22 protein-coding genes and 1 riboswitch are annotated in these 21,835 nt (G+C 49.1%); of the genes, 9 read left to right on the top strand and 13 right to left on the bottom strand.

The features are described from left to right. Position 1: 1 nt before the first annotated feature. Positions 2-1,378 (bottom strand): phosphomethylpyrimidine synthase ThiC, encoded by a 1,377-nt coding sequence (gene thiC, locus ON05_RS16855; RefSeq protein WP_010469479.1) that lies wholly within the window; start codon positions 1,376-1,378, stop codon positions 2-4. Positions 1,379-1,385: 7 nt separating this feature from the next. Continuing rightward, a riboswitch (TPP riboswitch) is annotated at positions 1,386-1,479 on the bottom strand. A gap of 241 nt (positions 1,480-1,720) precedes the next feature. Here thiC and ON05_RS16860 point away from each other — a divergent pair. The 4 genes from ON05_RS16860 to ON05_RS16875 all read left to right on the top strand — a co-directional run bounded on the left by ON05_RS16860 (position 1,721) and on the right by ON05_RS16875 (position 5,710). Continuing rightward, on the top strand, positions 1,721-3,439 hold the full coding sequence (locus tag ON05_RS16860; RefSeq protein WP_010469477.1) for an alpha/beta hydrolase: 1,719 nt from the start codon (positions 1,721-1,723) through the stop codon (positions 3,437-3,439). Next, on the top strand, positions 3,440-4,309 hold the full coding sequence (gene truB / locus ON05_RS16865; protein WP_010469476.1) for a tRNA pseudouridine(55) synthase TruB: 870 nt from the start codon (positions 3,440-3,442) through the stop codon (positions 4,307-4,309). Between the two features lie 85 nt (positions 4,310-4,394). Continuing rightward, positions 4,395-5,165: a peptidoglycan recognition family protein gene (locus ON05_RS16870; protein ID WP_236618837.1), complete on the top strand. Its 771-nt coding sequence runs from the start codon at positions 4,395-4,397 to the stop codon at positions 5,163-5,165. Positions 5,166-5,380: 215 nt separating this feature from the next. Next, the gene (locus tag ON05_RS16875) at positions 5,381-5,710 is read left to right on the top strand and encodes a hypothetical protein (protein ID WP_010469473.1); all 330 of its coding nucleotides are present in this window, start codon (positions 5,381-5,383) and stop codon (positions 5,708-5,710) included. A gap of 272 nt (positions 5,711-5,982) precedes the next feature. Here ON05_RS16875 and ON05_RS16880 read toward each other — a convergent pair whose 3' ends face one another. After that, on the bottom strand, positions 5,983-7,470 hold the full coding sequence (locus ON05_RS16880; RefSeq protein ID WP_236618836.1) for an Ig-like domain-containing protein: 1,488 nt from the start codon (positions 7,468-7,470) through the stop codon (positions 5,983-5,985). A 254-nt stretch (positions 7,471-7,724) separates the two neighbouring features. Here ON05_RS16880 and ON05_RS16885 point away from each other — a divergent pair, with 254 nt between their 5' ends. Together ON05_RS16885 and ON05_RS16890 are read left to right on the top strand one after the other, a co-directional pair. Then, positions 7,725-8,132, top strand: a complete 408-nt coding sequence (locus tag ON05_RS16885) for a hypothetical protein (RefSeq protein ID WP_139025606.1) — start codon at positions 7,725-7,727, stop codon at positions 8,130-8,132. Positions 8,133-8,289: 157 nt separating this feature from the next. Next, entirely contained in the window at positions 8,290-8,514 is a 225-nt protein-coding gene (locus tag ON05_RS16890; protein ID WP_010469465.1) for a hypothetical protein, read from the top strand. A gap of 37 nt (positions 8,515-8,551) precedes the next feature. On the opposite strand, the gene ON05_RS16895 is transcribed toward ON05_RS16890, so the two are convergent. After that, positions 8,552-9,412: an alpha/beta fold hydrolase gene (locus ON05_RS16895; RefSeq protein WP_010469462.1), complete on the bottom strand. Its 861-nt coding sequence runs from the start codon at positions 9,410-9,412 to the stop codon at positions 8,552-8,554. 1,188 nt (positions 9,413-10,600) lie between these two features. Here ON05_RS16895 and ON05_RS16900 point away from each other — a divergent pair. The 3 genes from ON05_RS16900 to ON05_RS16910 are packed head-to-tail and all read left to right on the top strand — an operon-like array spanning position 10,601 to position 13,418. Then, a complete protein-coding gene (locus ON05_RS16900) occupies positions 10,601-11,827 on the top strand; it encodes an FAD/NAD(P)-binding protein (RefSeq protein WP_029315000.1) in 1,227 nt (408 codons plus the stop codon). A 51-nt stretch (positions 11,828-11,878) separates the two neighbouring features. Continuing rightward, positions 11,879-12,352, top strand: a complete 474-nt coding sequence (locus ON05_RS16905) for a SufE family protein (protein WP_010469458.1) — start codon at positions 11,879-11,881, stop codon at positions 12,350-12,352. Further along, on the top strand, positions 12,345-13,418 hold the full coding sequence (locus ON05_RS16910) for a GTP-binding protein (RefSeq protein WP_010469457.1): 1,074 nt from the start codon (positions 12,345-12,347) through the stop codon (positions 13,416-13,418). Before ON05_RS16905 ends, ON05_RS16910 begins: the two co-directional genes overlap by 8 nt. 313 nt (positions 13,419-13,731) lie before the next feature. Here the strand turns inward: ON05_RS16910 and ON05_RS16915 are convergent, their stop codons facing one another. From ON05_RS16915 to ON05_RS16960, 10 genes are all read right to left on the bottom strand, one after another. Next, a complete protein-coding gene (locus ON05_RS16915; protein ID WP_010469455.1) occupies positions 13,732-14,145 on the bottom strand; it encodes a class I SAM-dependent methyltransferase in 414 nt (137 codons plus the stop codon). 320 nt (positions 14,146-14,465) lie between these two features. Continuing rightward, entirely contained in the window at positions 14,466-14,912 is a 447-nt protein-coding gene (locus ON05_RS16920) for a hypothetical protein (RefSeq protein WP_010469454.1), read from the bottom strand. A 132-nt stretch (positions 14,913-15,044) separates the two neighbouring features. Beyond that, positions 15,045-15,692 (bottom strand): class I SAM-dependent methyltransferase, encoded by a 648-nt coding sequence (locus ON05_RS16925; protein WP_010469453.1) that lies wholly within the window; start codon positions 15,690-15,692, stop codon positions 15,045-15,047. Between the two features lie 10 nt (positions 15,693-15,702). Further along, on the bottom strand, positions 15,703-16,233 hold the full coding sequence (locus ON05_RS16930) for a hypothetical protein (RefSeq protein ID WP_010469451.1): 531 nt from the start codon (positions 16,231-16,233) through the stop codon (positions 15,703-15,705). 430 nt (positions 16,234-16,663) lie between these two features. Further along, positions 16,664-17,071 carry a DUF4345 domain-containing protein gene (locus tag ON05_RS16935; RefSeq protein ID WP_010469449.1) on the bottom strand — a complete coding sequence of 136 codons (408 nt, stop codon included), beginning with the start codon at positions 17,069-17,071 and terminating at the stop codon, positions 16,664-16,666. Positions 17,072-17,097: 26 nt separating this feature from the next. Continuing rightward, a complete protein-coding gene (locus ON05_RS16940) occupies positions 17,098-17,565 on the bottom strand; it encodes a DUF1772 domain-containing protein (protein WP_050857425.1) in 468 nt (155 codons plus the stop codon). Between the two features lie 418 nt (positions 17,566-17,983). After that, positions 17,984-18,646 carry an NAD(P)-dependent oxidoreductase gene (locus tag ON05_RS16945; protein WP_010469447.1) on the bottom strand — a complete coding sequence of 221 codons (663 nt, stop codon included), beginning with the start codon at positions 18,644-18,646 and terminating at the stop codon, positions 17,984-17,986. 125 nt (positions 18,647-18,771) lie between these two features. After that, positions 18,772-19,785, bottom strand: a complete 1,014-nt coding sequence (locus tag ON05_RS16950; RefSeq protein WP_010469446.1) for an AraC family transcriptional regulator — start codon at positions 19,783-19,785, stop codon at positions 18,772-18,774. A gap of 244 nt (positions 19,786-20,029) precedes the next feature. Beyond that, the gene (locus ON05_RS16955; RefSeq protein ID WP_010469445.1) at positions 20,030-21,130 is read right to left on the bottom strand and encodes a saccharopine dehydrogenase family protein; all 1,101 of its coding nucleotides are present in this window, start codon (positions 21,128-21,130) and stop codon (positions 20,030-20,032) included. Between the two features lie 117 nt (positions 21,131-21,247). Next, a complete protein-coding gene (locus ON05_RS16960; protein ID WP_010469444.1) occupies positions 21,248-21,811 on the bottom strand; it encodes a hypothetical protein in 564 nt (187 codons plus the stop codon). Positions 21,812-21,835 lie beyond the last annotated feature (24 nt).

Consider the following 21,835-nt stretch of genomic DNA (forward strand, 5'->3'; position numbering starts at 1 on the left):
CCTAACGCGCAGAACCCACTTGATCCTTAGCTAAGAACTTCTCCAGCTCGGTTAAAGCGTCAGCATCGACTTTCGTTTGCATGGGGCAGAACTTCGGTCCACACATGGAGCAGAACTCAGCCGTCTTGTAGATATCTGCGGGTAGCGTTTCATCGTGGTATTCACGAGCCCGCTCCGGATCGAGGGACAGTTCAAACTGACGATTCCAGTCGAAGTTATAGCGGGCTTCTGAAAGCTGATCATCTCGATCGCGAGCCCCCGGACGATGGCGAGCAATATCCGCGGCATGGGCAGCGATCTTATAGGCAATGAGGCCATTGCGCACATCCTCTGCATCCGGCAGACCTAGATGTTCTTTAGGAGTCACATAACAAAGCATGGCGGTGCCATACCAACCCGCCATCGCGGCCCCAATCGCAGACGTAATGTGGTCATACCCCGGCGCAATATCAGTGACCAACGGTCCGAGCACATAGAAAGGTGCTTCCGAGCATTCCTCCATTTGCTTGCGGACATTGAATTCAATTTGGTCCATGGGCACATGGCCTGGACCTTCCACCATCACCTGGACATCATGTTCCCAGGCTCGGCGGGTGAGTTGTCCTAAGGTCTTCAGCTCTGCCAGTTGGGCATCATCAGAGGCATCGTGGGTACAGCCAGGACGCAGGGAATCGCCTAAGCTAAAGGACACATCATGTTTTTTGAAGATTTCGATGATGTCATTGAAGCGGGTATACAGTGGATTTTGCTTATGATGATGCAGCATCCAGCGGGCCAGAATACCTCCGCCCCGAGAGACGATACCGGTGATGCGATCGCGCACCAAGGGCAAATGCTCAATCAAGATGCCAGCATGAATGGTTTGGTAGTCCACTCCTTGCTGGGCATGCTTGTCAATGATGTGCAAAAAGTCATCAGCCGTTAGATTTTCAATGTTGCCATGCACACTTTCTAGGGCTTGATAAATAGGCACTGTGCCAATTGGTACTGAAGATTCATTGATAATGGCAGTGCGAATTTCATCTAAGTTACCGCCGCCTGTAGACAAATCCATCACCGTATCGGCCCCGTACTTGACCGCTAGACGAAGCTTGTCGAGTTCTTCTTCGATATTGGACGAGTTAGGAGAAGCACCAATATTGGCATTCACCTTACATTTGGAGGCAATGCCAATGGCCATCGGTTCCAAATTAATGTGATTCACGTTGGCTGGAATAATCATCCGCCCCCGAGCCACTTCTTCTCGAATCAAATCAGCTGGAAGATTCTCCCGTTTGGCAACATAGTCCATTTCTTCCGTGACTTGGCCCTGTCGCGCATAGTGCATCTGACTGACATTGCTCTGTCCGCGACGGTTAGCAACCCATTGATGACGCATATTAAGTTCCTCGGATGAACAGCTTCCCTCCGCCGGTGCTAGCCGGTCTCAGGTTCTAAGGGTTTGATCTCAGCCGTAATACGGCACCCCTAGCTGACACAGATCCTAGCATTGACGGGCAAGGCCAACCTCTGCAATTTTGTTTAAGTTTTACAAGAATTTGTGGAGTTTTGTCCGTTTTCTAAAACAAGTCGGTCAGGGATCTCATATTAACGCTGCCATCAGTCATTTTTTGAGATAAGCACCCCCGGCCAAAAAAAGAGTGGCAACTCTTCGAAGAAACACAGTAGGCTGGCAAACGTAGGGCTATGCTGCCATTGCTGCGCTTCCCTTTAGTAATGGGTGACCGTTGCCGACCGATCTAGTCTAGCCAATCTTCAAACCGTCCGGAAAACAGTGATGAGACGACCGTACTTTAATTTGCGTCGATATAGCCGCTTGCTGAGTGTCGCTTTGGCTGTAGCTTTGCTGCAAGCCGGGCCCATGCTAGCGGCTGAGCGTATCTTTTTATCCTTTCTATTTCTAGAGCGTTCCATTCCGATTCGCGACTTAGAACTCTATGCCAAGGAAGGTCGCAAGAGCAAAGCTTTGGCACCTTATTTGGGCTACTTTACCCCGGAGCAACAAACTCAACTGCGAGCCAGCTTACAAGAGCGTCTCCCCCTCAACTCTGTCGCTATTGCCCAATTTCTCTACACCCCTGTGGGGGAAGCCTTGCTCAATCGGGTCCAACAGGTCGTGCGGACCAAGTCTGGACAAGGTAGTTTCTTCGCCCTCCGTTCTGCCTTGATTCTGGCGGCAAAAGATCCAGAAGGCTTAACGGCCCTGAGCGTTTTGCGCAATTTCCCCAATGCTGGCGTCCAAGTTGATGTTGATACTGCTCTGGAATTACTCAATCAAGTGCAAACAGCCGTCAAAACGACGAACACCACCGTTAACGCAGTCATTCAGCAATCTAAAGCAGAGCCCCAAGCCGATAGTCTAGCGGGCTGGTCTTTATCCCAGTCGGGTCTTTACGATTGGGAGCACATCACCTTAGACAACCTAAAGGATGAGAGTGAAAAGCGCATGAAATACACGGGCAAAGCCCGGGACTTTGCCGCCGATATATATTTCCCGACCACGGCTTCAGAGACGGCCTATCCGGTGCTCGTGATTTCCCACGGATTTAACTCGGATCGCACCACCTACGCCTACTTAGCCAAGCATTTAGCTTCTCATGGTTATGTCGTGATCATGCCTGAACATCCTGGCAGTAACGGTCAGCAAATTTTCGATCTATTGCAAGGGCGGGCTCAAGACGTCACGGATCCGACCGAATTTATCGATCGCCCCTTAGATGTCAGTTATCTCCTCGATCAACTGGCTCAGACATCTATTCCCGATCCACGCTTCAAAGGCAGTCTCAATTTAGAGCAGGTCGGTATCTTAGGCCATTCCTATGGGGGATATACCGCTTTTGCCTTAGCGGGGGCGACCCCTAACTACCCGCAGTTACAGAAGGCTTGCCAAACTGGCTTAGAGTCATCCCTCAACATTTCCCTCGCCTTACAGTGTCAAGCCCTACAAACGGCGGATAAAACCGTGGATTTGAAGGATTCAAGAATTCAATCCGTCGTGGCCATTAGCCCCATTGGCAGTAATTTATTTGGAGAATCGGGTTATCAAGCGGTTCAGGTTCCGGTGATGATCGTGGGTGGCAGTGCCGATACGATCGCACCCGTGCTACCGGAACAAATCCAGCCCTTTCAATGGTTAACAACCCCTGAAAAACGGCTCGTCCTCATTAACAATGGAAACCATAACTCTACGATCAATACCTCTGCCAGTTCTCCCGATGTTTTTTCTGCCTTAGGGACAGGCGACGGTCCAAGCCCATTAGGCCGTTACTATACCAAGGCCCTGAGTACAGCCTTCTTTGGTCGTTATGTTCAAGGTCAAGAACAGTTCACCTCGTTTCTCACCTCTAGCTATGCCGCCAATCTCAGTCGAGAACCCTTAACCTTGCATCTCACCCCCACTCTGACCTTCCCTGCAGCTCAAACCTCGCAGGACTCTTGAATGCTTGGTTTTTTGAATTTGCATAAGCCTACTGGCATGACCTCTCATGATTGTGTCGGCAAGGTCCGGCGGATCTGTGGCCTCAAGCGAGTCGGTCATGGGGGCACCCTGGATCCCTTGGCGACTGGCGTCTTGCCCATTGCCTTGGGACCCGCAACCCGCCTCCTACCCTATTTACCAGAACAGAAGGCGTATCAAGCCACGATTCGGTTTGGTCTGACCACCACCACGGATGATTTAGCTGGAGACATTCTGTCAGAACAGTCGGCTAACCATCTCGCTCAAGAGGTAGTTGAAAAAGCGCTACCGCAATTCCTCGGTTCCATCGAACAAAGACCACCTGCCTATAGTGCAATCCAGGTTCAAGGTCAGCGCTTATATGATTTAGCTCGCCAAGGCAAAAACGTAACGGCTCCCCTGCGCCGAGTGGAGGTGTTCGATATTCAGATCTTGGACTGGCAGGGAGGAGAAAAATCGGAATTGGAGGTTGCGATCGCATGTGGTCCTGGCACTTATATTCGCTCTATCGCCAGGGATTTAGGTGAGGTTTTGGGGACTGGGGCCACCTTGGCCCAACTCACGCGCACCCTAAGTTGTGGCTTTGCCCTCGCCGACAGTTTGACCTTTGAAACATTAGCAGAGCAGGTTCAAGCCGGAACATTTTCACCCCTGGAGCCATCTTTTTCCCTACAACAACCGATTCTTCATTTGCCTCCGGCAGAGGCCCAGCGTTTTTGCTGGGGGCAAAAGCTTCCTCAAGATTGTGCAGATGGCATGATGCAGGTGCATGACACTAGCAATCGCTTTTTAGGGATGGGGGAAATCATCGATGGGCTGCTCAAACCCAAGGTCGTATTGCCCGCACAATAAAAATTGTGCCGATGACACCACTCCTAAAAGCAGCAATGCTATACTCTGAGCCAAAATTATCGTTTCCTCCTCTCCAAACTTCACTATGCGCCGGTTCACGTCGAATTCCCCTCTTTTTAAAGGTCTAGTCTTATTCATCGGAGCATTGGTCTGCATCCTTGCCCTTCATACCAATGCCGTTAGCCAAACGGCTCGCTCGGAGCTAGCTAACTTTCGACCGATCACCGTCTGGCGACCCGCCCATGAGACGAATTTTGGTAAACGGTATCCCAAAGACATTTACGGTCGGCCTGTAAACAATGAGCCGATTGTGGTGCTTCATGAAACGGTCAGTTCTGGAGCCAGTACTATCCGCTTCTTTCAGACGCCTCATTACAATGAAGCCGAACAAGCCAGCTACCACGATCTAATTATCCGCAACGGCACGATTGTCCACATCGTATCTAGGGAGAATCGGGCATTTGGTGCAGGGAATTCAGTTTTTAATGGCCCTAACGGCCCTGAGAGCGTCAAAACTCATAAGATCTATTCCGCTTCGGTCAATAATTTTGCTTATCATATTTCCCTAGAAACCCCCCCTGATGGCCGGCATAATGGCAATCGTCACAGCGGTTATACCCAAGCCCAATACAAATCCCTTGCCTATTTGGTGGCGAATAGTCAGATTCCCATGTCCCGAGTCACCACCCACAAAGGCGTCGATCGGTCTGGCAGCCGCAGAGATCCTCGGAGTTTTAACAATCGCTACTTTACCAGTCTGGTTCAACGGTTTAGTCAGGTGAATAACGCTAAAGCAATCAGTCAAACTCCCCCAGCTTTTGTGGAAGCCGAGCCGCCGAACCTCAACATCCCATAAACCCTACTTTGAACAAGGCCGCCTGCATCAATATTGGTGCAGGCCTATTTGCTGTAAAGGATTATCTCTTAGCGCCTAGGATTTTGCCTCCTTCTCAGGATTCTCATCAATCCCTTAGGGTCTCTTCAGCAAATTACTGGGACTCACCCAGATCGCCATCATTCCAGCTTCAGATACCCCACGTACATTAAAGACATTGAAGTTGGAGAACAAACATGACCCGCATTCATCAAGTCGCTTTTTCAGTCGTCACAAGCTTCACCGTCCTCAGCATTGGTATTGCATCCTCGGCACTTGCTGAAACGATTACCGTCACCCGTGGTCCTAATGGCGCTTCCCATCAAGTCAAAGTAGACCGTATCCCTCAAGATGCTCAGGTTCAGCCCGATACACCTGCAACCTCAGTACCAGCAGTCACCACAAAAGGACCCAATGGTGCTCCTCAGATTGTTCAATCCGAGGCTCGCTCAGTCGCTGCACAACCGTCAGGTAACCTACAAGTCGTTAAGCGCGGTCCGAATGGTGCAGCCCATATTGCCAATTAGGCCCATTGATCCAAGCTGATACTCAAGTTGTCACCACATACCAGAGCTGATTTTACCCCCCAATAATCAGCTCTTTTCTCCATATCAACTTTGCGTTTTTCTCCAACAGATCCCTTACGACTGAGGGGTATGCCCCTTGGTCGTAGGCTTTTCTTCTGGCGTCGCTTTTGCAAGACCTCCTTCGCAACCTGGAAATGCATCGACGTTAACGCTGTTATGCTCAGCAACCTTTCACATGATGTTTTGAGGTTCGTGAGCATCATTCGCTACCTTTAAGGCAACCAGAGGGGTTGAACACCTGGGAGCAATTTCTGGGGTTTTGTCTTCTTAAAGAACACAGCGTTAGTCTCCTGTAATGGATATAGCCATACTTGACTTTCACTGACCGTTTGCCCTACTGAATTCAGAACAACGCTCTGGCTGGGCTTATCGGTAACGGTCACCTCTTCATAGAGTAGGGCTGAACCATCGGGAGCAAGGCTAAGGGTTCCGCTGGACTGTTTAGGAATCGTCATCAAACGCTGTTGTTTGCCAGTCTCTAGTTCAATTGCACTGATGTGCAGATCAAAATTGGCTGTTTGACTGCGATTAAAGGTCGTATATAAACAGTAAACGGTTTGTGTACTGGGATTAATCTCTGCATCTAAGAGATACCCCCCAATCTTTAGTAATTCTTGTTCTTGACCTTGATTGGATAACAGGTAGAGAGACCGAGTGGAGTCAGGATTATTTTGGGCCATCAAGGCTGCAGAACCATCCCTGGCAAAATTGAGAATTTGGTCAAACTTGGGCCAAAAATCGACGGGTTTACTTTTTGCATCCCCATTTAGCGACACCATCGCTACACCTTGATTTTGAGAAATAACCAAGGTTTGACCATCGGGCGTAATTAAAAATTGGCCATCCGCATTATGTTTCAATCGACGCGGGGGTGCTGCATCTGTTAACACCCAAAGACTGATGGGTTCATTTTCCCGGCGACTAAACTGTTGGACGATCAGAACTTCTCCATTGGGGGTGATATCAAAGTCTAGGAGTTGATAGTCTTGATTTTCTAATAAGAGCTGATATTGCGGTTGGGCCTCTTGAGAGGCTAAGGAAACAGCATAGAGTTTTTGCTCAAATAAATCTTGATTGGCATTTCCGCGATCGATGGCGGTAAATAGAATGCGATTTCGGGTGGGATCTGCTTTAAAATCCAGCACGGTCAACGTTGCTGGCGTTAGGATCTGATGGGTGTTTTGAGTGAGATTATGCAGGACTAAACGGCCATTTTCTTCCCCATCGATACCAAGCAAGACTAAGGTGCGATCTCGGCTACGAAACTGTCCCGTAAACGGCTGCATTTTAACCGCCTCCTCAGGATCACCACGAGTAGCAGCCGTCGCCTGGTCAAGGGTGACTTGAAACGACTGACCATAGGGAATGGGTTGGTTAAGGGTATAGGCTAAGCGACGACCAGACCAGCTAAACTTGCCCGGAATGGGGGGCTGAATCTTTAAATTCTCCGTCGCCGATTGCCAATCCATGGCTCGATTGAAGGTGAGAATAAACGCCGAGTCTTCCACCCCAATCTGCTGATCTTGCCAGCTAAACTCGCGGACCTTGGGAAAAGTATGGTCCCCGCTCCAGATAATTCCTCCAATCACCAGACTCAACACCACAATCATGGCAATGGCCATGCGATCTAAAGGGTGCGAATTAGACCAACGGTTTACCCCAATCCACGGGTGCTTCCAATTATCCTTACCCAATGTCATTCGTTTCTATGATTTTGATGTACCCATCTACACTCTCCGTTCCTGGCTGATCAATCAGAAGGTTGTATCAGATTGGGTCTGTCATAACATTGGCATCTTTGCTTCGGCAAGGGATTTAACATCATTTCCATCTTGTTTCTGATAAGCTGAATGCAACTTTTGGGATATTACCGTCGTCGTGCAGTTGTAAAGCCATTAGTACAAACATTATTGCCTAATCAAGGGGATAGATTATGTGTGTTGGATGCTACGCCATGCCAATTATGACGTTGGTATCGCCAGGGCCAGAAGCGCCACCTGCAACAGCGGTTCCCTTGATTGACTCGCCCGAAGCCAAGGTTATGCAGGTTCAACCCCAAGTTAGCGCAACCCAGGTCAGAGCTGACATTTCCACAATGATTGCGCGGTTGCCCGATTCTGCGGACTCGGTCATTCTACGAGAAGAATTTACAGCGGTTTATCAACGCTTAGAAGGCGTCACCAATGTAGATGAAGCCAATACGATTGTGGGCGAGGGTATGCTGAATATTGCCGATCGTTTGGGAACGAATCCCAATGCAGATCGGGTGATCAAGATTTTGTATGAAATCCAAGAACCTGAAGCTCAAAAACAAGCAACCCATCCTTTACTCAAACAATCCGCTTGGGGCTGGATTTCCTAAAGAACGGTTTGAATATTCAAGGCTGAAAAGCCGTGCAGTCCTTAGGGCATATTAGTTTCAATGCCTCTCAGCATGTTTTGGCATCGCCAACACGCCAGGGTTAAGCCATTGGCAAACTGGCTATACTGGATTAAACCTTCATCACAAGGCTTTAGGAATGATCGATCAAAAAAATATTCTGACGACGTTAGGATGCTCAGGCTCTCTATTGCTGGCTTTAGCGATACCCCAGTCGGCCTCGGCAACGGCCAATATCCAGAATCAGATCGAGGCTGAGCAGGGTTTCCCCGCTGCGGAAATGTCTCAAAGCGATCGCATCGAGGATGCCATTGGTTGTGGCTGTGCCATCTGCCAAAGAGCTCCCATCGAAACCGGTCTGTAAATCCGGTCATACTCTAGACTTTAGCTTTTAGTCATCATTAGATTGGTGTAGTGTTTCCCTGTAAAAAGGGGAGAATCACAGGTGCAATTGCATCACCAAACTCTTCCGCCATACCCAGACTCCCAGGTAAGTAAGCAGCTTGAATATTCGGCAACTTAGCCATCGCTTCCATTTCAGCTTTGGATCTAGGCGGGGCTTGCTCTCCCACGATTACCATGACTGGCTCAGGTTGTTGCGCCAAGCCAGCTAAGAATTCTTCTCGCTCATCCACTGGATCTAAGCCCCCTGTGACAAAGGCTGCTGGTGCATACCGAGCACCGGGTTGCTGAGTATTTTGATAGCGCTTAGCGATATAGTCAGAGGTCAATTGGGTTTCATCCACAAAGACATGACGGCGATACATCCATTTCAAAAACCCAGGACGAGTATTCAGCCCATATAGTGCTGAACCGACTACAGGTGCGCTCACTAACTGGCGAATCCCTCGACGCATTGCTACGGGTGCACCCATGACCGCCAGTGGACCTCGCCAGGTCGGCGCAATCAAGACCATTCGCGACCAAGACTGGAGGGTAAGCGCATACCCAGCAGCATGGCCTGCTGCCACAACAGCCACCTCTTGGGGAAAGGTGTCCTTAACAAAAGCCTTCAGAAATTGACGATAGACATCCGGCTGGTAGGGAAGTGCAGGACGGTCGGAATCACCAAATCCCGGCCAGTCTAAAAGCGTAACCTGAAAATGAGAGGCTAAGGCCTGGGCTAAGGTTGCCAGTTCTGCCCGAGTAGACACCGTACTAAAGGCGGGCAATAGTAATACTGAAGGACCGGATCCAAAGGTTTCAGTGGCAATGTTTAGGGTGTGATTTTGCCATTGCCAGGTGTAGATGTCCAGTTGCATAAGTGTTAGGGAGACTGGAAGTCCTACTCTACTTGATTTCTTCAGGCTGTGATCACTCTTTCTAGTATCGATAGCATCCAGCCCCAAAGTGATAAGCCGCAACTTATTCTGAAAGCAGGCTTGACCACGACAACAGTAGTTGAGGTTGTCTAATTTTTGAGCAGCCCATCCGAGCTTAAAAGCCGTCTATACGTCTTTGGCAGTGCTCAAGGATATGTTCATGTCAGGGGTTTAAGAGCGGTGGCGACAATTAATTCTCGTTACCTATCGCTCAATAACGATAACAACTTTATTGAGCCTATAAGAATAGATTGACCTTAATTTTTAATCAATCAAACTTTTAAGATTTGGGGAGCAAAAAAGCATGTGAATTGCCTTGCTTTTTTTGCCAAGTCGATTATTGCTCGGGGGAGATGGCCCGAATAACCGATATTGAGAGTCAATTCTTTCTCTTTATTGCTAACAAAAACTGGTGAAGTGATAACTAAACCTGGGTATTACAAAGGAACAGGATACCTTCTAACCTTTAACCCAGGCGAATCTTAGTTCACAATCAATTTTTATCCAATTTGGAGATTAATCCAAATTGAAGCTGCTACTCCTATACCCGCCCAAACTAACAATAACTTAGGCCAAGGACTTGGATTTGTGTTACTCATAATATAAAAATTTTAAACATTACTAAAAGACTTAACAAAACCCAACTAAGTTGTCAAGGATGACGTTCTAATGAGGATCTTTGGAAAATCGGGGCAAGCTTGTCAGTACGTCAATAACAGTATTACAAGCAGATTGACCCACGTTAACCGACCTTAACGCAATGCTATGGATCCACCGTCCTTTGGCAGGTAGGATGCAGTCGTTAGGAGAGTGATTAAAATCGGGGAAAGCGCTGATATACCGTCTTTTTAACAACACTTTTTAGGTAAAGATTGAGTCAATTGGTGGAAACCCCAAAACCTCGGCTATGACTGGAGGTTACCTATCACAGCAATCTCTCTTTGAAGTAAGGGTTAGGGAAGCTGGAAGTCTTACTCGACATTGATTTTCCCTAGTTTTAAGAACTGTCTTGCAAAAGTCCTCCAATCCTCTAGCCCATCAAGTTTTTATAAGCTGGGCAGGTTTGAAACTCATATTGTAAAATGATAATCATTATCACAACGACAAACCTCACCTCTTCCATTGCTTGTGAATCATCGGATTGATATTGCCATTATTGGGGCAGGTCCTCAGGCGCTTACACTCGTTACCCATTTACTTCAGAAAAAGCCTGCTCTTAAGAGTCGCCTCCAGATTTTTGACCCCAGCGGCACCTGGATGGTCCAGTGGCGACAACAATTTGCAGCTCAGGAGATTCCCTATTTACGCTCGCCTGGCGTTCATCACCCGGATGTGAAGCAAACCCTGTTTAACTTTGCTGAACATCGCCAAGAGGAGTTGTATTACCCTTACAATCGCCCTGGGACCCAACTGTTTCAGGATTTTTGTGAGACGGTTATTGATCGGTGGAAATTACGGGATCAGGTGACTGCCGCTCAGGTGGTTCAACTAACGCCGTTGGCAAAGGGATTTCAGCTGCAGCTGGATACGGGGGAACAGGTTGAGGCCCGGCGAGTGGTGTTGGCAACGGGTGGGGGAGCCGCCCAGGTCCCCGGTTGGACCGCCGAAGTGAATCCACATCCACCCGGACGGTTGTGCCATAGCCAGGATATTAATCTGCCCAAGCTACCCGATCTAAGGGGTGAGACGATTCTGATGATTGGCAGTGGTCAATCCAGCGCTCATTTGGCCGTGGGGGCAATTAAGCGCGGAGCCAAGGTTTTGATGATGGCTCGACGAACCCTGAACGAAAAACTGTTTGATGCAGAACCGGGATGGCTGGGACCAAAGTATCTCAAGGGATTTCAGGCAGAACCTGACTGGCAGGTGCGCTGGCAAATGATCCAAGACGCTCGCAATGGTGGATCTATCGCCCCTGAATTACTAACCCAGTTACGGCGGTTGTCCCAGTCCGGCCAAATCACCTTTTATGAACAGTGCCAGGTGTCTCGTGCCCTTTGGCAACATGAAGCCTGGCAGGTGCAGTGTAATGTGACCAATACTCATGATTGTCTGGCCCATCAGCAGATCAAGCGGATCTGGTTAGCCACGGGCACCGCCACGGATATCACGGCTCATCCTTTGATGGGTGAGGTACTGGTGCGATACCCCAACCAGATTGTTAACGGATTGCCAGTGCTAGATGAACATTTGCGCTGGCCCGGATGCGATCTGTTTTTGATGGGACCCTGGGCCGCATTGCACGTGGGTCCTGTCGCTCGAAATTTGCATGGTGGACGGATGGCTTGTGAACGTATTGTTCCAGCACTCACCAAAGCCAGTGTTGCCCGAAGCGTGATTCATTCCCCCAGATAAGCATCTCCGCTTATTCTGATGGTATGTTTCGCCCTTTCCCGGTCTTCCATTATGTCTGTTGATCCGTCTCTACCCCCTGCCCTTGCCAAAATCGTGAAGCGCTTCCAATCCATTACAGATACCAAGCGTCGGTATGAGTATTTACTGTGGTTTGCCAAGCAACTCCCGCCTTTTCCAGAGGCTGATAAGCAGCCTGACAATAAAGTCGTGGGTTGTGTATCTCAGGTGTATGTCACGGCAACGATAGAGAATGGTCTCGTTCATTTCCAAGGTGACTCGGACGCCCAAATGACCAAAGGGTTAGTGGGGTTACTGATTAAAGGGTTGGATGGGCTACCCCCAGAACAAATCGCTCGGGTCACGCCTGACTTTATCCAACAAACCGGACTCAATGTGAGCTTGACGCCGTCTCGGGCCAATGGGTTCTACAACATCTTCACGACTCTACAGCGGCTCGCCCTGACGCTCTCAGCTGCATCATCAGATTCTTTCCCCACTCAGCAATCGGAGGATACCATTGACTAATTCTTCTACAAGCATCCAACCATCCCCATCCCTCGACATCAAGCTGCCCAAAAAAGGCATGCCTGTTACGATTATTACGGGGTTTTTGGGGAGCGGCAAAACCACGCTCCTTAACCATATTCTCAATACCAGCCAAGACCTGAAGGTGGCTGTACTGGTCAATGAGTTTGGCGATATTGATATTGACAGTCAGTTGTTGACCACCATTGATCAAGATATGGTTCAGCTGACCAATGGCTGTATCTGCTGCACCATCAATGACGACCTGGTGGAGGCGGTCTATTCCGTCCTAGAACGTGAGGAAAAAATTGATCATGTCGTTATCGAAACCACGGGGGTAGCGGATCCGCTACCGATTATTCTCACCTTTGTCAGTTCCCAACTGAAAGACGTCACGACGTTAGATTCCATTATTACCTTGGTGGATTCAGAAACCTTTACCCCAGAATGTTTTCAGAGTGAAGCGGCTTTGAATCAAATCACCTTTGGCGATATTGTCGTTCTCAACAAAACTGACCTGACCACCGAGCAAAAGGTGGAAGAACTAGAGGAGTGGATTCGTGAACGCAAATGGGGTGCACGATTATTGCGATCGCAACAGGGCCAAGTTCCCCTACCCCTAATTCTGGATACCGCTCTCTTTGATCCAAAGGCGTATGAAGCGGAAGCCAAAGCCTTTGCAGAGCAAGAGGCGCACCACGATCATGACCATCATGGTCACGATCATGACCATCACCATCACCACGATCATGACCACCACCATCATTCGGATCACCTCACCGTCGACGGCTTCTCATCGATGGTCTTTGAAAGCGATCGGCCTTTTATCCTAGAAAAAATGCAGGCTTTCGTCACCGATCAGCTACCAGAAGAAGTCTTTCGTGCCAAGGGTTTTATGTGGTTTGAGAAAAATACATCCCGCTATATTTTTCAGCTCAGCGGCAAACGCTATACGATGGATGCCGATCAGTGGCCTAATGCCCCAAAAAATCAGTTGGTCTTTATCGGGCGCAATATTGACACCGCACAGCTAAAACAGCTGCTAACGGATTGTTTGGCTTCCTAGTAAAAGATCTTTTGTACGCTAACTTCCACAGTTTTATGTCGTAGTAAATAGTGGAACAGTGAAATGCTGGGTCAGCAGCATTGAGAATTGCAAAACTAACGAATTATTTGACCTTGTACACTTATGAGAGCCATTAAGTATAGGCATTAATCTTGCCTGCTTCAAAACGTTGATTCACATAGGCTAAATCTTTGTATTTGGCGCTCTCTCCCGGGTTTAACACCGATCGCAGCGATGCACATCCATTTCGACCAGCCAGTACCATAGTCAAACGATCGCACGGCCTCCAGTCTTGCTGTTTCCAGGAAAACGTTTAGCTGCTGTAAGATCCTCGGTTTTGCCACCGCAGGAACAGGAGGACTTGCCCCATTCCTTTGCGAGTCACGGAGCATATCAAAGGGGCACCCGGTTTCAGGACCCGGACCATCTCACATAGCGTTGCGACAGGGTCGGCCATGTGTTCTAAAGCATGGGCAAAGATGACCGCATCGAAGGATTCATCGGCAAAGGGCAAGTGCCTGATATCCCCTTGCCTCAATTCGAGAGTCCTGCAGCGATGTTCCAGGAGCTTATGAGCTTGGGCCAACATGGAATTGGAAATATCAACGCCGGAGACATGAGCGGGCTGATCAACACTTTCCAAAAGCGCCAGACTGAAGGCTCCTGTTCCGATTCCACAGTCGAGGATATGGAATGTCGGGTCAAGATGACGTAAGCGGTTGCGCACCGACGGGCTTGCAAACAAAAGCTGATAGTTATAAACGGGCCAAGTTGTCTTGCCATTGATGGGCCGATGAGTCTTAGATCGATCGCAGGGTGTCGGTACTGGGAGCAGTCCTCCAGCGTTCTGATATGGGGATTGTTGTGTTTAATTGCATGGTCAAGTTGACCCCCTGTTTATAGAGGGCGAAATGTTGCGTGGATTTGATTGTTAGAAAGCTATGGCCAGCCGAGAGCACGGAGTGGAATGCTCAAGCAATACAGAGTCGCGCAATTAAAAACGGAGCTAACCACAATATTCCTGGGTATTCCAAGCTATCGAACCAGTTAAGAGCGACGCACCGCCATGAACCAGACCCACCACAATAAGAAAAGTTGTAGGGGTACACGAAAGAACAGGTAGCGAGGGCCGTTAATATTTCCACCAAAGTCAACGGAATTTAAAGCCGCATAGATATTAGATGGAAGTACAGCAATCAAGAAGGTAAGTGTCAATAGACCACTCATACGTCGGACTGATGGCCATAAAAAGCCAAGTCCCAGAATAATTTCCATGATTCCGGTGATGTAAATGATTGGATAGCGCCCCGGAACCCATTCAGGCAGCATCTGCACCATGCCTGCGGCCAAAGAAAAATGGCTGATCCCTGTGAAGATAAACAAAGCCGCAAAGGCAATACAGCCAGCAGTCCGAATCTGGCGGGGACGTTGGGTGATCGCTAATAGTCCCCAAGTCACAGCAAATACGCTGAGTAGTACAACTAAAACAACCATGTCGCTTCCTTATTGAGAGTTTTCCTGCCTCGTGGCGTTCGAGAAAAAGTCCTGTTCAAGCAGCAGATCAGCCACCTTAGCTTCCGGCTCCACCAATATAAAGACGTGATCCAGTGTCATCTTCATGGTCGTTTATGCAGGCTTTTGGGCGACAATGAACACTGCTTTACCCTTGCTCGGTTGCCACTGGTAGTCCAGCTCAAATCCGGCCTGGGTTAAGCTGTCTGCTAACGCTTGGGTGGTTAAGACCGCAACGAAAGGGAAAAACCCGAGGAATCGGCCAATGGGCGCGATCAGCTTAAACCAGCCCATGGTGTCTCCGATGCAGACGGTACTGGTTACAAAAATGCCTCCCGGTTTGAGCATTTGGTAGACCCATGAGATTACCGAAGGTAGGCCGGAGGCCATCGTACCCTCTTTGTCTTCCAACAAATGCAAAATGCTAAGGCCCAGCACCGCATCCAGACTCTGATCAGGAATAGCGAGGTCTTCAATGGTGGCCTGTTCAAAAGTGACGTTATGGATATTTTCAGCCTCGGCCTTGCCCTGGGCAATAGCAATCATGTTGGTCGAGAAATCAATAGCGCGGATGTGCTTCACGTAAGGGGCATGGAGAATGGCTGTTGACCCCGTATCGCAGCCGATTTCTAGCACTTCCATATCGGGGCGAAAGTAATCGCGAGCGACCGCTAGTTTCTTCTGATAGGCGGCCTCATCGGCAATGGGCTGCTTGGAATACTTGTCGGCAATCTTGTCCCAAAATTTAGTTGATTGAGCCATGGTTCAGCTCCTATATAGTGTTGGTGTGTGTGGCTATAGTCTTGTAAAACTGGACGATATCTGGATGCGATCGCAAATGGTAAACCTGCTTTGTTGCCTTCGCCTGATCTACATAGTCCCGATATCTGGGTGTCAGCTTGGTATGGCATAACCGGACAATGGCGTAGGAATTCAGCGTTCCTTTCAATAACGGACTCTGCTCGGGCCAACCTGCGGGTTTTACCCAGGCCCCTTCGAAGAATCGCTTCGTGACCCACCAGTAGTGCCGCAGCACAGGCATATCGAGATACACCAAGGTGTCGGCCACCGCCAAACGATTCCATACGGTATCTGGTGAGCCAAAGCCATCGATGATCCACTGGTCTTGCTTCAAAAGCGCATCATGGGCAGCTTTGAACTCGGCATGGGGGACTTCGCCGCCACCGGGCTGATACTTCAGCGAATCCAGCGGCACCCAGGGCAAGCCAGTCATGTAAGCCAGCCGTTTGCTTAAGGTGGATTTACCACCGCCCGCATTCCCAAATACAGCAACTTTGTTCATCGGTTTGCTCTCTCATAATTACTGGTATAACGACACTCCCTGACTGATTACACGCTGATTGGGAGAAGGATTGTGCCACCGGAGGTACCATTAATCAACACCCTTTGCCCCGTACGAATCTACCCACATTCCCGCAGCGCCCGTAGGGCGGTAATCACCGATGTAGGGACAGCAGCAGCCTCAAACGTGAGGTTGGAGGGTTTAGCGACATCGGCCAATTGCAAAACGTCGGGGGCCATACTGAAGTTGTGTAATCGCTTTCATGGTGCAGACACCTGGAGCTGGAGTAACAGAACGGGTCGATGGCATAACACGAGATTCCATACGAAGGGAACATGCAGGGAAATCAAGCTGAGATATTGCTGTATGGGCGTTGTGGGTTAGTTGATCAGAACAATAAGTTCACCCTTTCGGCAAAACAGCACAACCATTATTCATGGGAGTTCATCGTCCATTGTTCGCACCAAAGACACAACAAGCAGAGCAGTCCTAGGCCAAGTTCAATCCCTGCAGACCAGACTAAGGATGAACTGGGAACACCATCAATGGCCATTCCTGCGAATCGAGAGCAACCATAGGATAGGTAAATCAACGTCGCCAGGATAGTAGACGTGAAGGTGAGTGAAGTCATAAACACACCGAGCAGCATCACCAGACCGCTGGCAAACAAGGCTCCAGCAGGCGCACGGATTTCGCTGAGAAGGTTTATGTTGCCCCCGAGATCGATGTGGTTCAGGGCATAGAAATCAGAGGGAGAGTAGAGCACAAGCCCACCAATTGTGATCGCAATTCCTCCAGTAAGGCACAACAGAATTCGTGAAAAGTTAGACACTCGCATGATCGTTAGCCTCCTTCTCGTTACAACTAGCCATAAACTCTGAGGCTGAGTAACAGTGCCGCTGCTAAGCAAGCAACCGTTCGTACATGGTTCCATCCCGTCCATTGGGCTAGATAATGGCTCCATAATGCTGCGCCTTGGGATGATTCGGGATCAACTCGGGCAAGCTTTTCATTGAGGGGCACATTCCCGAATATAGTGACCACAAGACAACCCATCAGATAGACAAGACCACTGCTCAGCAGGTAGACAGAATCCGGTGAATTCCACTGCCAGAGGCCATAGAGTCCTAAGCTGATGAACGTTAATGGCAATCCCAAAAATAAAAGCGTAAATGACCAGCAAAAGACATCAATATTGATGCGCTGCATTGCTCGAATCCCTTCAGAAGGCTGGAGGTTGCCAAAGGCCGTCATTATGAATGAAGAAAAGGCTAAGAAGATGCCTCCCATTGCGGCGGCGGCAATTGCAATTGCCAAGGTCAGTGTTTCCATTGTTCTTTCTCCTAAATTCTCTGTCAGTTTTGCTTGAAAGAGTAAAGCTTGCAGACATTGCCCCTTGTTTTGAGCTGGATTTTGATAGCGCATTATTGATTCACAAGGTTCCATGCGCCATGAGAACCACGCTGTTCAAGATGAGCCTCCTTTACAAGCGTCGATACCCCGTGGGTTTTCCTAAGTTGTAGATGGGGAAAAGGTGTGGCGCTAGCTGGTGTTGTAAAGGAGAGCGGGCTGCTTAATAACATGAGGCAACGCACAACTAGGAATGTATGACTGATTAAGTTAGCAGTGTTGGGTTGTTGGGTTGCAAACGTGTTAGTCATGATCTTTCTCCTGCGGTCGACAAGGTAAATCTGTGTGTTTGGAGGGGTAAAGTTTGCAGGCATTACCCCTCAGTTGATTGGGGAACGCTTTACCCCGAGATAGTGACTGATTGGCCCACGTACGCTTCCTCGTGGGCGGCTAAGGCTAAGAACTTCGCGACCGTCTGACGAGCAACCTGCATCAATCGGGTTTCCCCTTGGGTTGAGAGAAAAGGCTTAGTGGCTTCGTCATCCTTCAGATGGACAGGCTGGGCCAACACCCAATCAAGTCCGCTGGCACGCACATACTGCTCTTGGATTTCGGTATCTGCGATTTGAGGTTTCAGCAGCAAGCTGAAAAGGAGTTGATCCGTGAAGCCAAGGAATCCCTGAGTCTCGCCGACACCGTAGGAACTCTGCACGATCAGTCGTCGCGCCCCATGCTTTTTCATCGCAGAGATCACATGCTTCGTCCCTTGGGAGCGCACATTAATTGGGGTTCGGGCTGGTCCCAGAAAGCGCACGCGGAGCGGATTTTCTGTAATCCCCAGCGTGACAATCACAACATCCTGACCTGCGACAGCTTGCTCAACAGCATGTGGATCGGTGACGTCACCATTGACAGTGGTGATGCCATCGATTTCGTTAGCGAGGCGATCTGCACTACGAGAGAAGGCGGTAACGCGGTGCCCCTCAGCGGCAAGCCGTTCGACGGTCGCACGTCCTGTACCGCCAGTGGCACCAACAACGAGAACGTTCAGTAATTCAGACATCTTGGATCTCCTTTGCGGGATTGAGTTGATGTCTACGAAGATATCCGGGGGCACCCCTGGATGTATTGACCGTCTCTGCCAAGTCATTGGCTTTTGCAGTCAATTGGTTGAAATCCTTTGAGGGACTATAGACTGGCCTTCCGAAACGCGGCTGGTGTTTGCTCGAACCAGCGCTTAAAGGCCCGCTGAAATGAACTTTGCTCAGCAAAGCCGCTCAAAAAGGCAACATCTGCCAACGAGTAGTCAGTATGCATCAGCAGTGACTGCGCCACATCCTGGCGGGTTTCATCTACTAAGGTCTGAAATGTGCTGTTTAGATCGGCCAGACGACGATGGAGTGTGCGTTCACTCATCCCTAATCGGCGAGCAACCTGGGCGATCTTGGGCACCCCATCACTGAGAGCATCTGCTACGGTCTGCTTGACCTGTATTTCTAACGATCTCGACTGCTGGGCTTGTTGCAGATTCTGATCTAAGTGAGCTAGCAGAAATCGAGAAAGCCCTTCATCACCGAGCGCAGATTTTGTGTCAAGTAGCTCATGGCTGAGCAGTATAGCGTTATGTTCGGCCTCAAAACTGATCGAACAGTCAAAGTAGCGGTGATGTACGTCTGTGTTAGCCGGACGTTGATGGGTAAATGAGACAGAGAGCGGTGCAACTGGCAATTTCGAGACCTGGCGTAGGAGTGACACAATGGCAGCCAAGGCACATTCGTTAGCAATTCGCACAGCGGAGCGATCCGGCACGGGCCTATAGAAAATGAACCAGGCACCCTCGGCATGGTCCTGAAATTCATAGTTGGCAGTGTCTGTTAACAGTAGAAAATAGCGAATGAGTCGCTCCAGCGTTCCGCGCAATGTTTCAGCCGTCTTGAGGGCTAACCCCAGCGCCCCAAAGTCATCAGGGGTTGCCCCCAATGCATAGCGGAAAGGAAACTCAGCATCGTTGTCCACACCAAGGTGGTCGATTAGGTCATAAAAAGCATTTGCCGCGACCATTTGTTGAGTTGCTGTTTCGGAATCAGCCTCGGCAGGTAATCCGACGCTAGCAAGCACACTGATCGGGTCTTCGAGATTCTCCGCAGCCGCCACCAGCTTGCGAATAAACTGAGAAGAGACTGCACCAATTTGGCCTTTCATGAAGACTGTTTTCTTCCAACATTTTTGGACACTAGCATGGTGTCAGCCCACTAAACTGCTCAGTCAATCTCCATCTTCCTCACAACATAGAAGCGACACCGCATGGAATCCTAGCTAGTTCATGGTTCAGTATTAAACCTTATCGGAAATAAAATGGGTGAGAATAACTTCAAACGTCTATGTCGTAAGTTTTTGAGGTCGATTTTTCTCCAAAAATAAAACGCTTTCCCAGTAAGGCTTTCAGCTATTTCCGATAAGGTCTATTGAAATCTTGACTTGAGATAGAGACACCAAAGTCACTCAAGACTTGAAGAACGCTATCAGTTTGGGGCGCTGTATCTGGATAAACAATGCCGGGAGCAGGTGGTGGAGTCCCATCCAAACCCAGCAAACGTTCTAGTTGTGTAAGGGCACCTAACGCTGTCAAGTGAGTTTGACCCTTTGGATCTGAGATCATGGCATTGGCTGCTATTGGATGACCGTCTCTATCAACCCCAGAGACCGTAATCACAATCTCGTGACTGGCTCCGCTGCCAGGATTGTAGAGTAGCGATCGCCGCAATGGTGTAAAGCAGTCGCCACTGATTAGTTTCCAAATTCCAGAACGGGTCAGGAAACGGAGAAGGTTCATGGAGGATGCATCATCAAAGGCGATCCGAGCTGACACAGTTTTTGCCCCTATCGTACTGGGCAGCGTCAGGAGATCCGGCGTATCAAAACGGTAAACTTTTGTGGTGTAACCACCAGGAAACGTGGTAGTGCGAGGATCTGTGTAGGGGAAAACATGACGGTGTTCACCATCGATCATGACTTCGAATGGTGTCGCTAACCGATCCATATACTCAACGGAATTGGGGCCTGATTTATCTTTGGTTGAGAACAGAACACTAATGTCAATGCTATTCACCTGATGCTGAGACTGGGCTAACGCCACAGCGATCACGGCTGCAAGACCACCCATCCATCCTGACGAGAGGAGAACCGGGGCCTTTAATTTTTCGACTGAGAGCCATGCGATCGCATCTTTGAATCGCTCTGACCAACGGGTGATATCTACATAGGGAATGCCATTTTTGACGGCATCCCTCAACAGGTAATCATGGGGGTCATTCACCACTGCGATAATCGCTCGGGGCTTTAAACCTTCTAAAGGATTGGGTTGCTCAACATCCAAGCTGATACTGCTGGCATTACCTAATTGGTGGGCTACCGACTCGGCTTTATCGAGAGTTCGTCCAGCGATAATCAGCGGTAGATCAGAGTGGCGCTGTCGGATGAGACTTGTAATTTGATGTCCAACGACACCATAGCCACCCGCAATTAAAATTCCATCCTCAGTCCTCATGTCTATTAAGCCTCCAACATCGACTGGGCTTCAAGTTTTTTCATTAGCCTTAGAAGGATCGAACCCAACCCATCTTGAGATCGAGAATGATCCTTCCAAACAGCTAGAGTACCTGGTCTATAGCCCCATTGCAGAGCGCGTAGCGAAGGTGATAATACCAAGCCCAAGCAGTGCGATGACAAGTGCAGCGGTAAACTGCTTGACCCGAGTAAAGGAGTGGTTGCCAACCTGAGGGCTAGGAAGCGACAGCTCTCTACTAAGCCATAACCCTTGCACTGAAACGATCATTAAAGGCAACGAAACAATGGTTCCGAGGACTTCAATCACGAATAGAGCTGAAGACATTGCGTCAGGGGACACCGGGAACAGGCGACCTAAATCAAGTACATACACCAGAAAATAAGACAGGCCAGTAATCGCTGATGCTGCATAAGCCCAGCGCTGACGTTGCCAGACAAAATAAATCAACAACAAGCTCAACAGACTTAGAGAGGTTAGAAAGGTATTAAAGCTCCCTAAAACAATGGGATTAATGTGGGCAAAACTGCGGGTCTCAATGAGTCCTCCTGGCACCAAGCTAGTAAGTAAACCCGATGAAAGAGCAAGTAGAGCAGGAGCACCATACTGGATTGCTTTTAAGAATTGAGCAGGCTGGTGGTTAGACGAAATGATAGTAGTCATGATGATATCCTCATCCTTTAGGAA

Origin of the sequence: Acaryochloris sp. CCMEE 5410, from assembly GCF_000238775.2 — a bacterium.
Classification (GTDB): Bacteria; Cyanobacteriota; Cyanobacteriia; order Thermosynechococcales; family Thermosynechococcaceae; genus Acaryochloris.

Excerpts from the sequence above, each read along its gene's own strand:
- ON05_RS16940 (WP_050857425.1), bottom strand. The coding sequence starts at position 17,565 with ATGGAAACACTGACCTTGGCAATTGCAATTGCCGCCGCCGCAATGGGA.
- ON05_RS16945 (WP_010469447.1), bottom strand. The coding sequence starts at position 18,646 with ATGTCTGAATTACTGAACGTTCTCGTTGTTGGTGCCACTGGCGGTACA.
- ON05_RS16950 (WP_010469446.1), bottom strand. The coding sequence starts at position 19,785 with ATGAAAGGCCAAATTGGTGCAGTCTCTTCTCAGTTTATTCGCAAGCTG.
- ON05_RS16935 (WP_010469449.1), bottom strand. The coding sequence starts at position 17,071 with ATGCGAGTGTCTAACTTTTCACGAATTCTGTTGTGCCTTACTGGAGGA.
- ON05_RS16930 (WP_010469451.1), bottom strand. The coding sequence starts at position 16,233 with ATGAACAAAGTTGCTGTATTTGGGAATGCGGGCGGTGGTAAATCCACC.
- thiC (WP_010469479.1), bottom strand. The coding sequence starts at position 1,378 with ATGCGTCATCAATGGGTTGCTAACCGTCGCGGACAGAGCAATGTCAGT.
- ON05_RS16885 (WP_139025606.1), top strand. The coding sequence starts at position 7,725 with ATGCCAATTATGACGTTGGTATCGCCAGGGCCAGAAGCGCCACCTGCA.
- ON05_RS16960 (WP_010469444.1), bottom strand. The coding sequence starts at position 21,811 with ATGACTACTATCATTTCGTCTAACCACCAGCCTGCTCAATTCTTAAAA.
- ON05_RS16905 (WP_010469458.1), top strand. The coding sequence starts at position 11,879 with ATGTCTGTTGATCCGTCTCTACCCCCTGCCCTTGCCAAAATCGTGAAG.
- truB (WP_010469476.1), top strand. The coding sequence starts at position 3,440 with ATGCTTGGTTTTTTGAATTTGCATAAGCCTACTGGCATGACCTCTCAT.
- ON05_RS16880 (WP_236618836.1), bottom strand. The coding sequence starts at position 7,470 with ATGACATTGGGTAAGGATAATTGGAAGCACCCGTGGATTGGGGTAAAC.
- ON05_RS16870 (WP_236618837.1), top strand. The coding sequence starts at position 4,395 with ATGCGCCGGTTCACGTCGAATTCCCCTCTTTTTAAAGGTCTAGTCTTA.
- ON05_RS16895 (WP_010469462.1), bottom strand. The coding sequence starts at position 9,412 with ATGCAACTGGACATCTACACCTGGCAATGGCAAAATCACACCCTAAAC.
- ON05_RS16925 (WP_010469453.1), bottom strand. The coding sequence starts at position 15,692 with ATGGCTCAATCAACTAAATTTTGGGACAAGATTGCCGACAAGTATTCC.
- ON05_RS16875 (WP_010469473.1), top strand. The coding sequence starts at position 5,381 with ATGACCCGCATTCATCAAGTCGCTTTTTCAGTCGTCACAAGCTTCACC.
- ON05_RS16890 (WP_010469465.1), top strand. The coding sequence starts at position 8,290 with ATGATCGATCAAAAAAATATTCTGACGACGTTAGGATGCTCAGGCTCT.
- ON05_RS16920 (WP_010469454.1), bottom strand. The coding sequence starts at position 14,912 with ATGGTTGTTTTAGTTGTACTACTCAGCGTATTTGCTGTGACTTGGGGA.
- ON05_RS16955 (WP_010469445.1), bottom strand. The coding sequence starts at position 21,130 with ATGAGGACTGAGGATGGAATTTTAATTGCGGGTGGCTATGGTGTCGTT.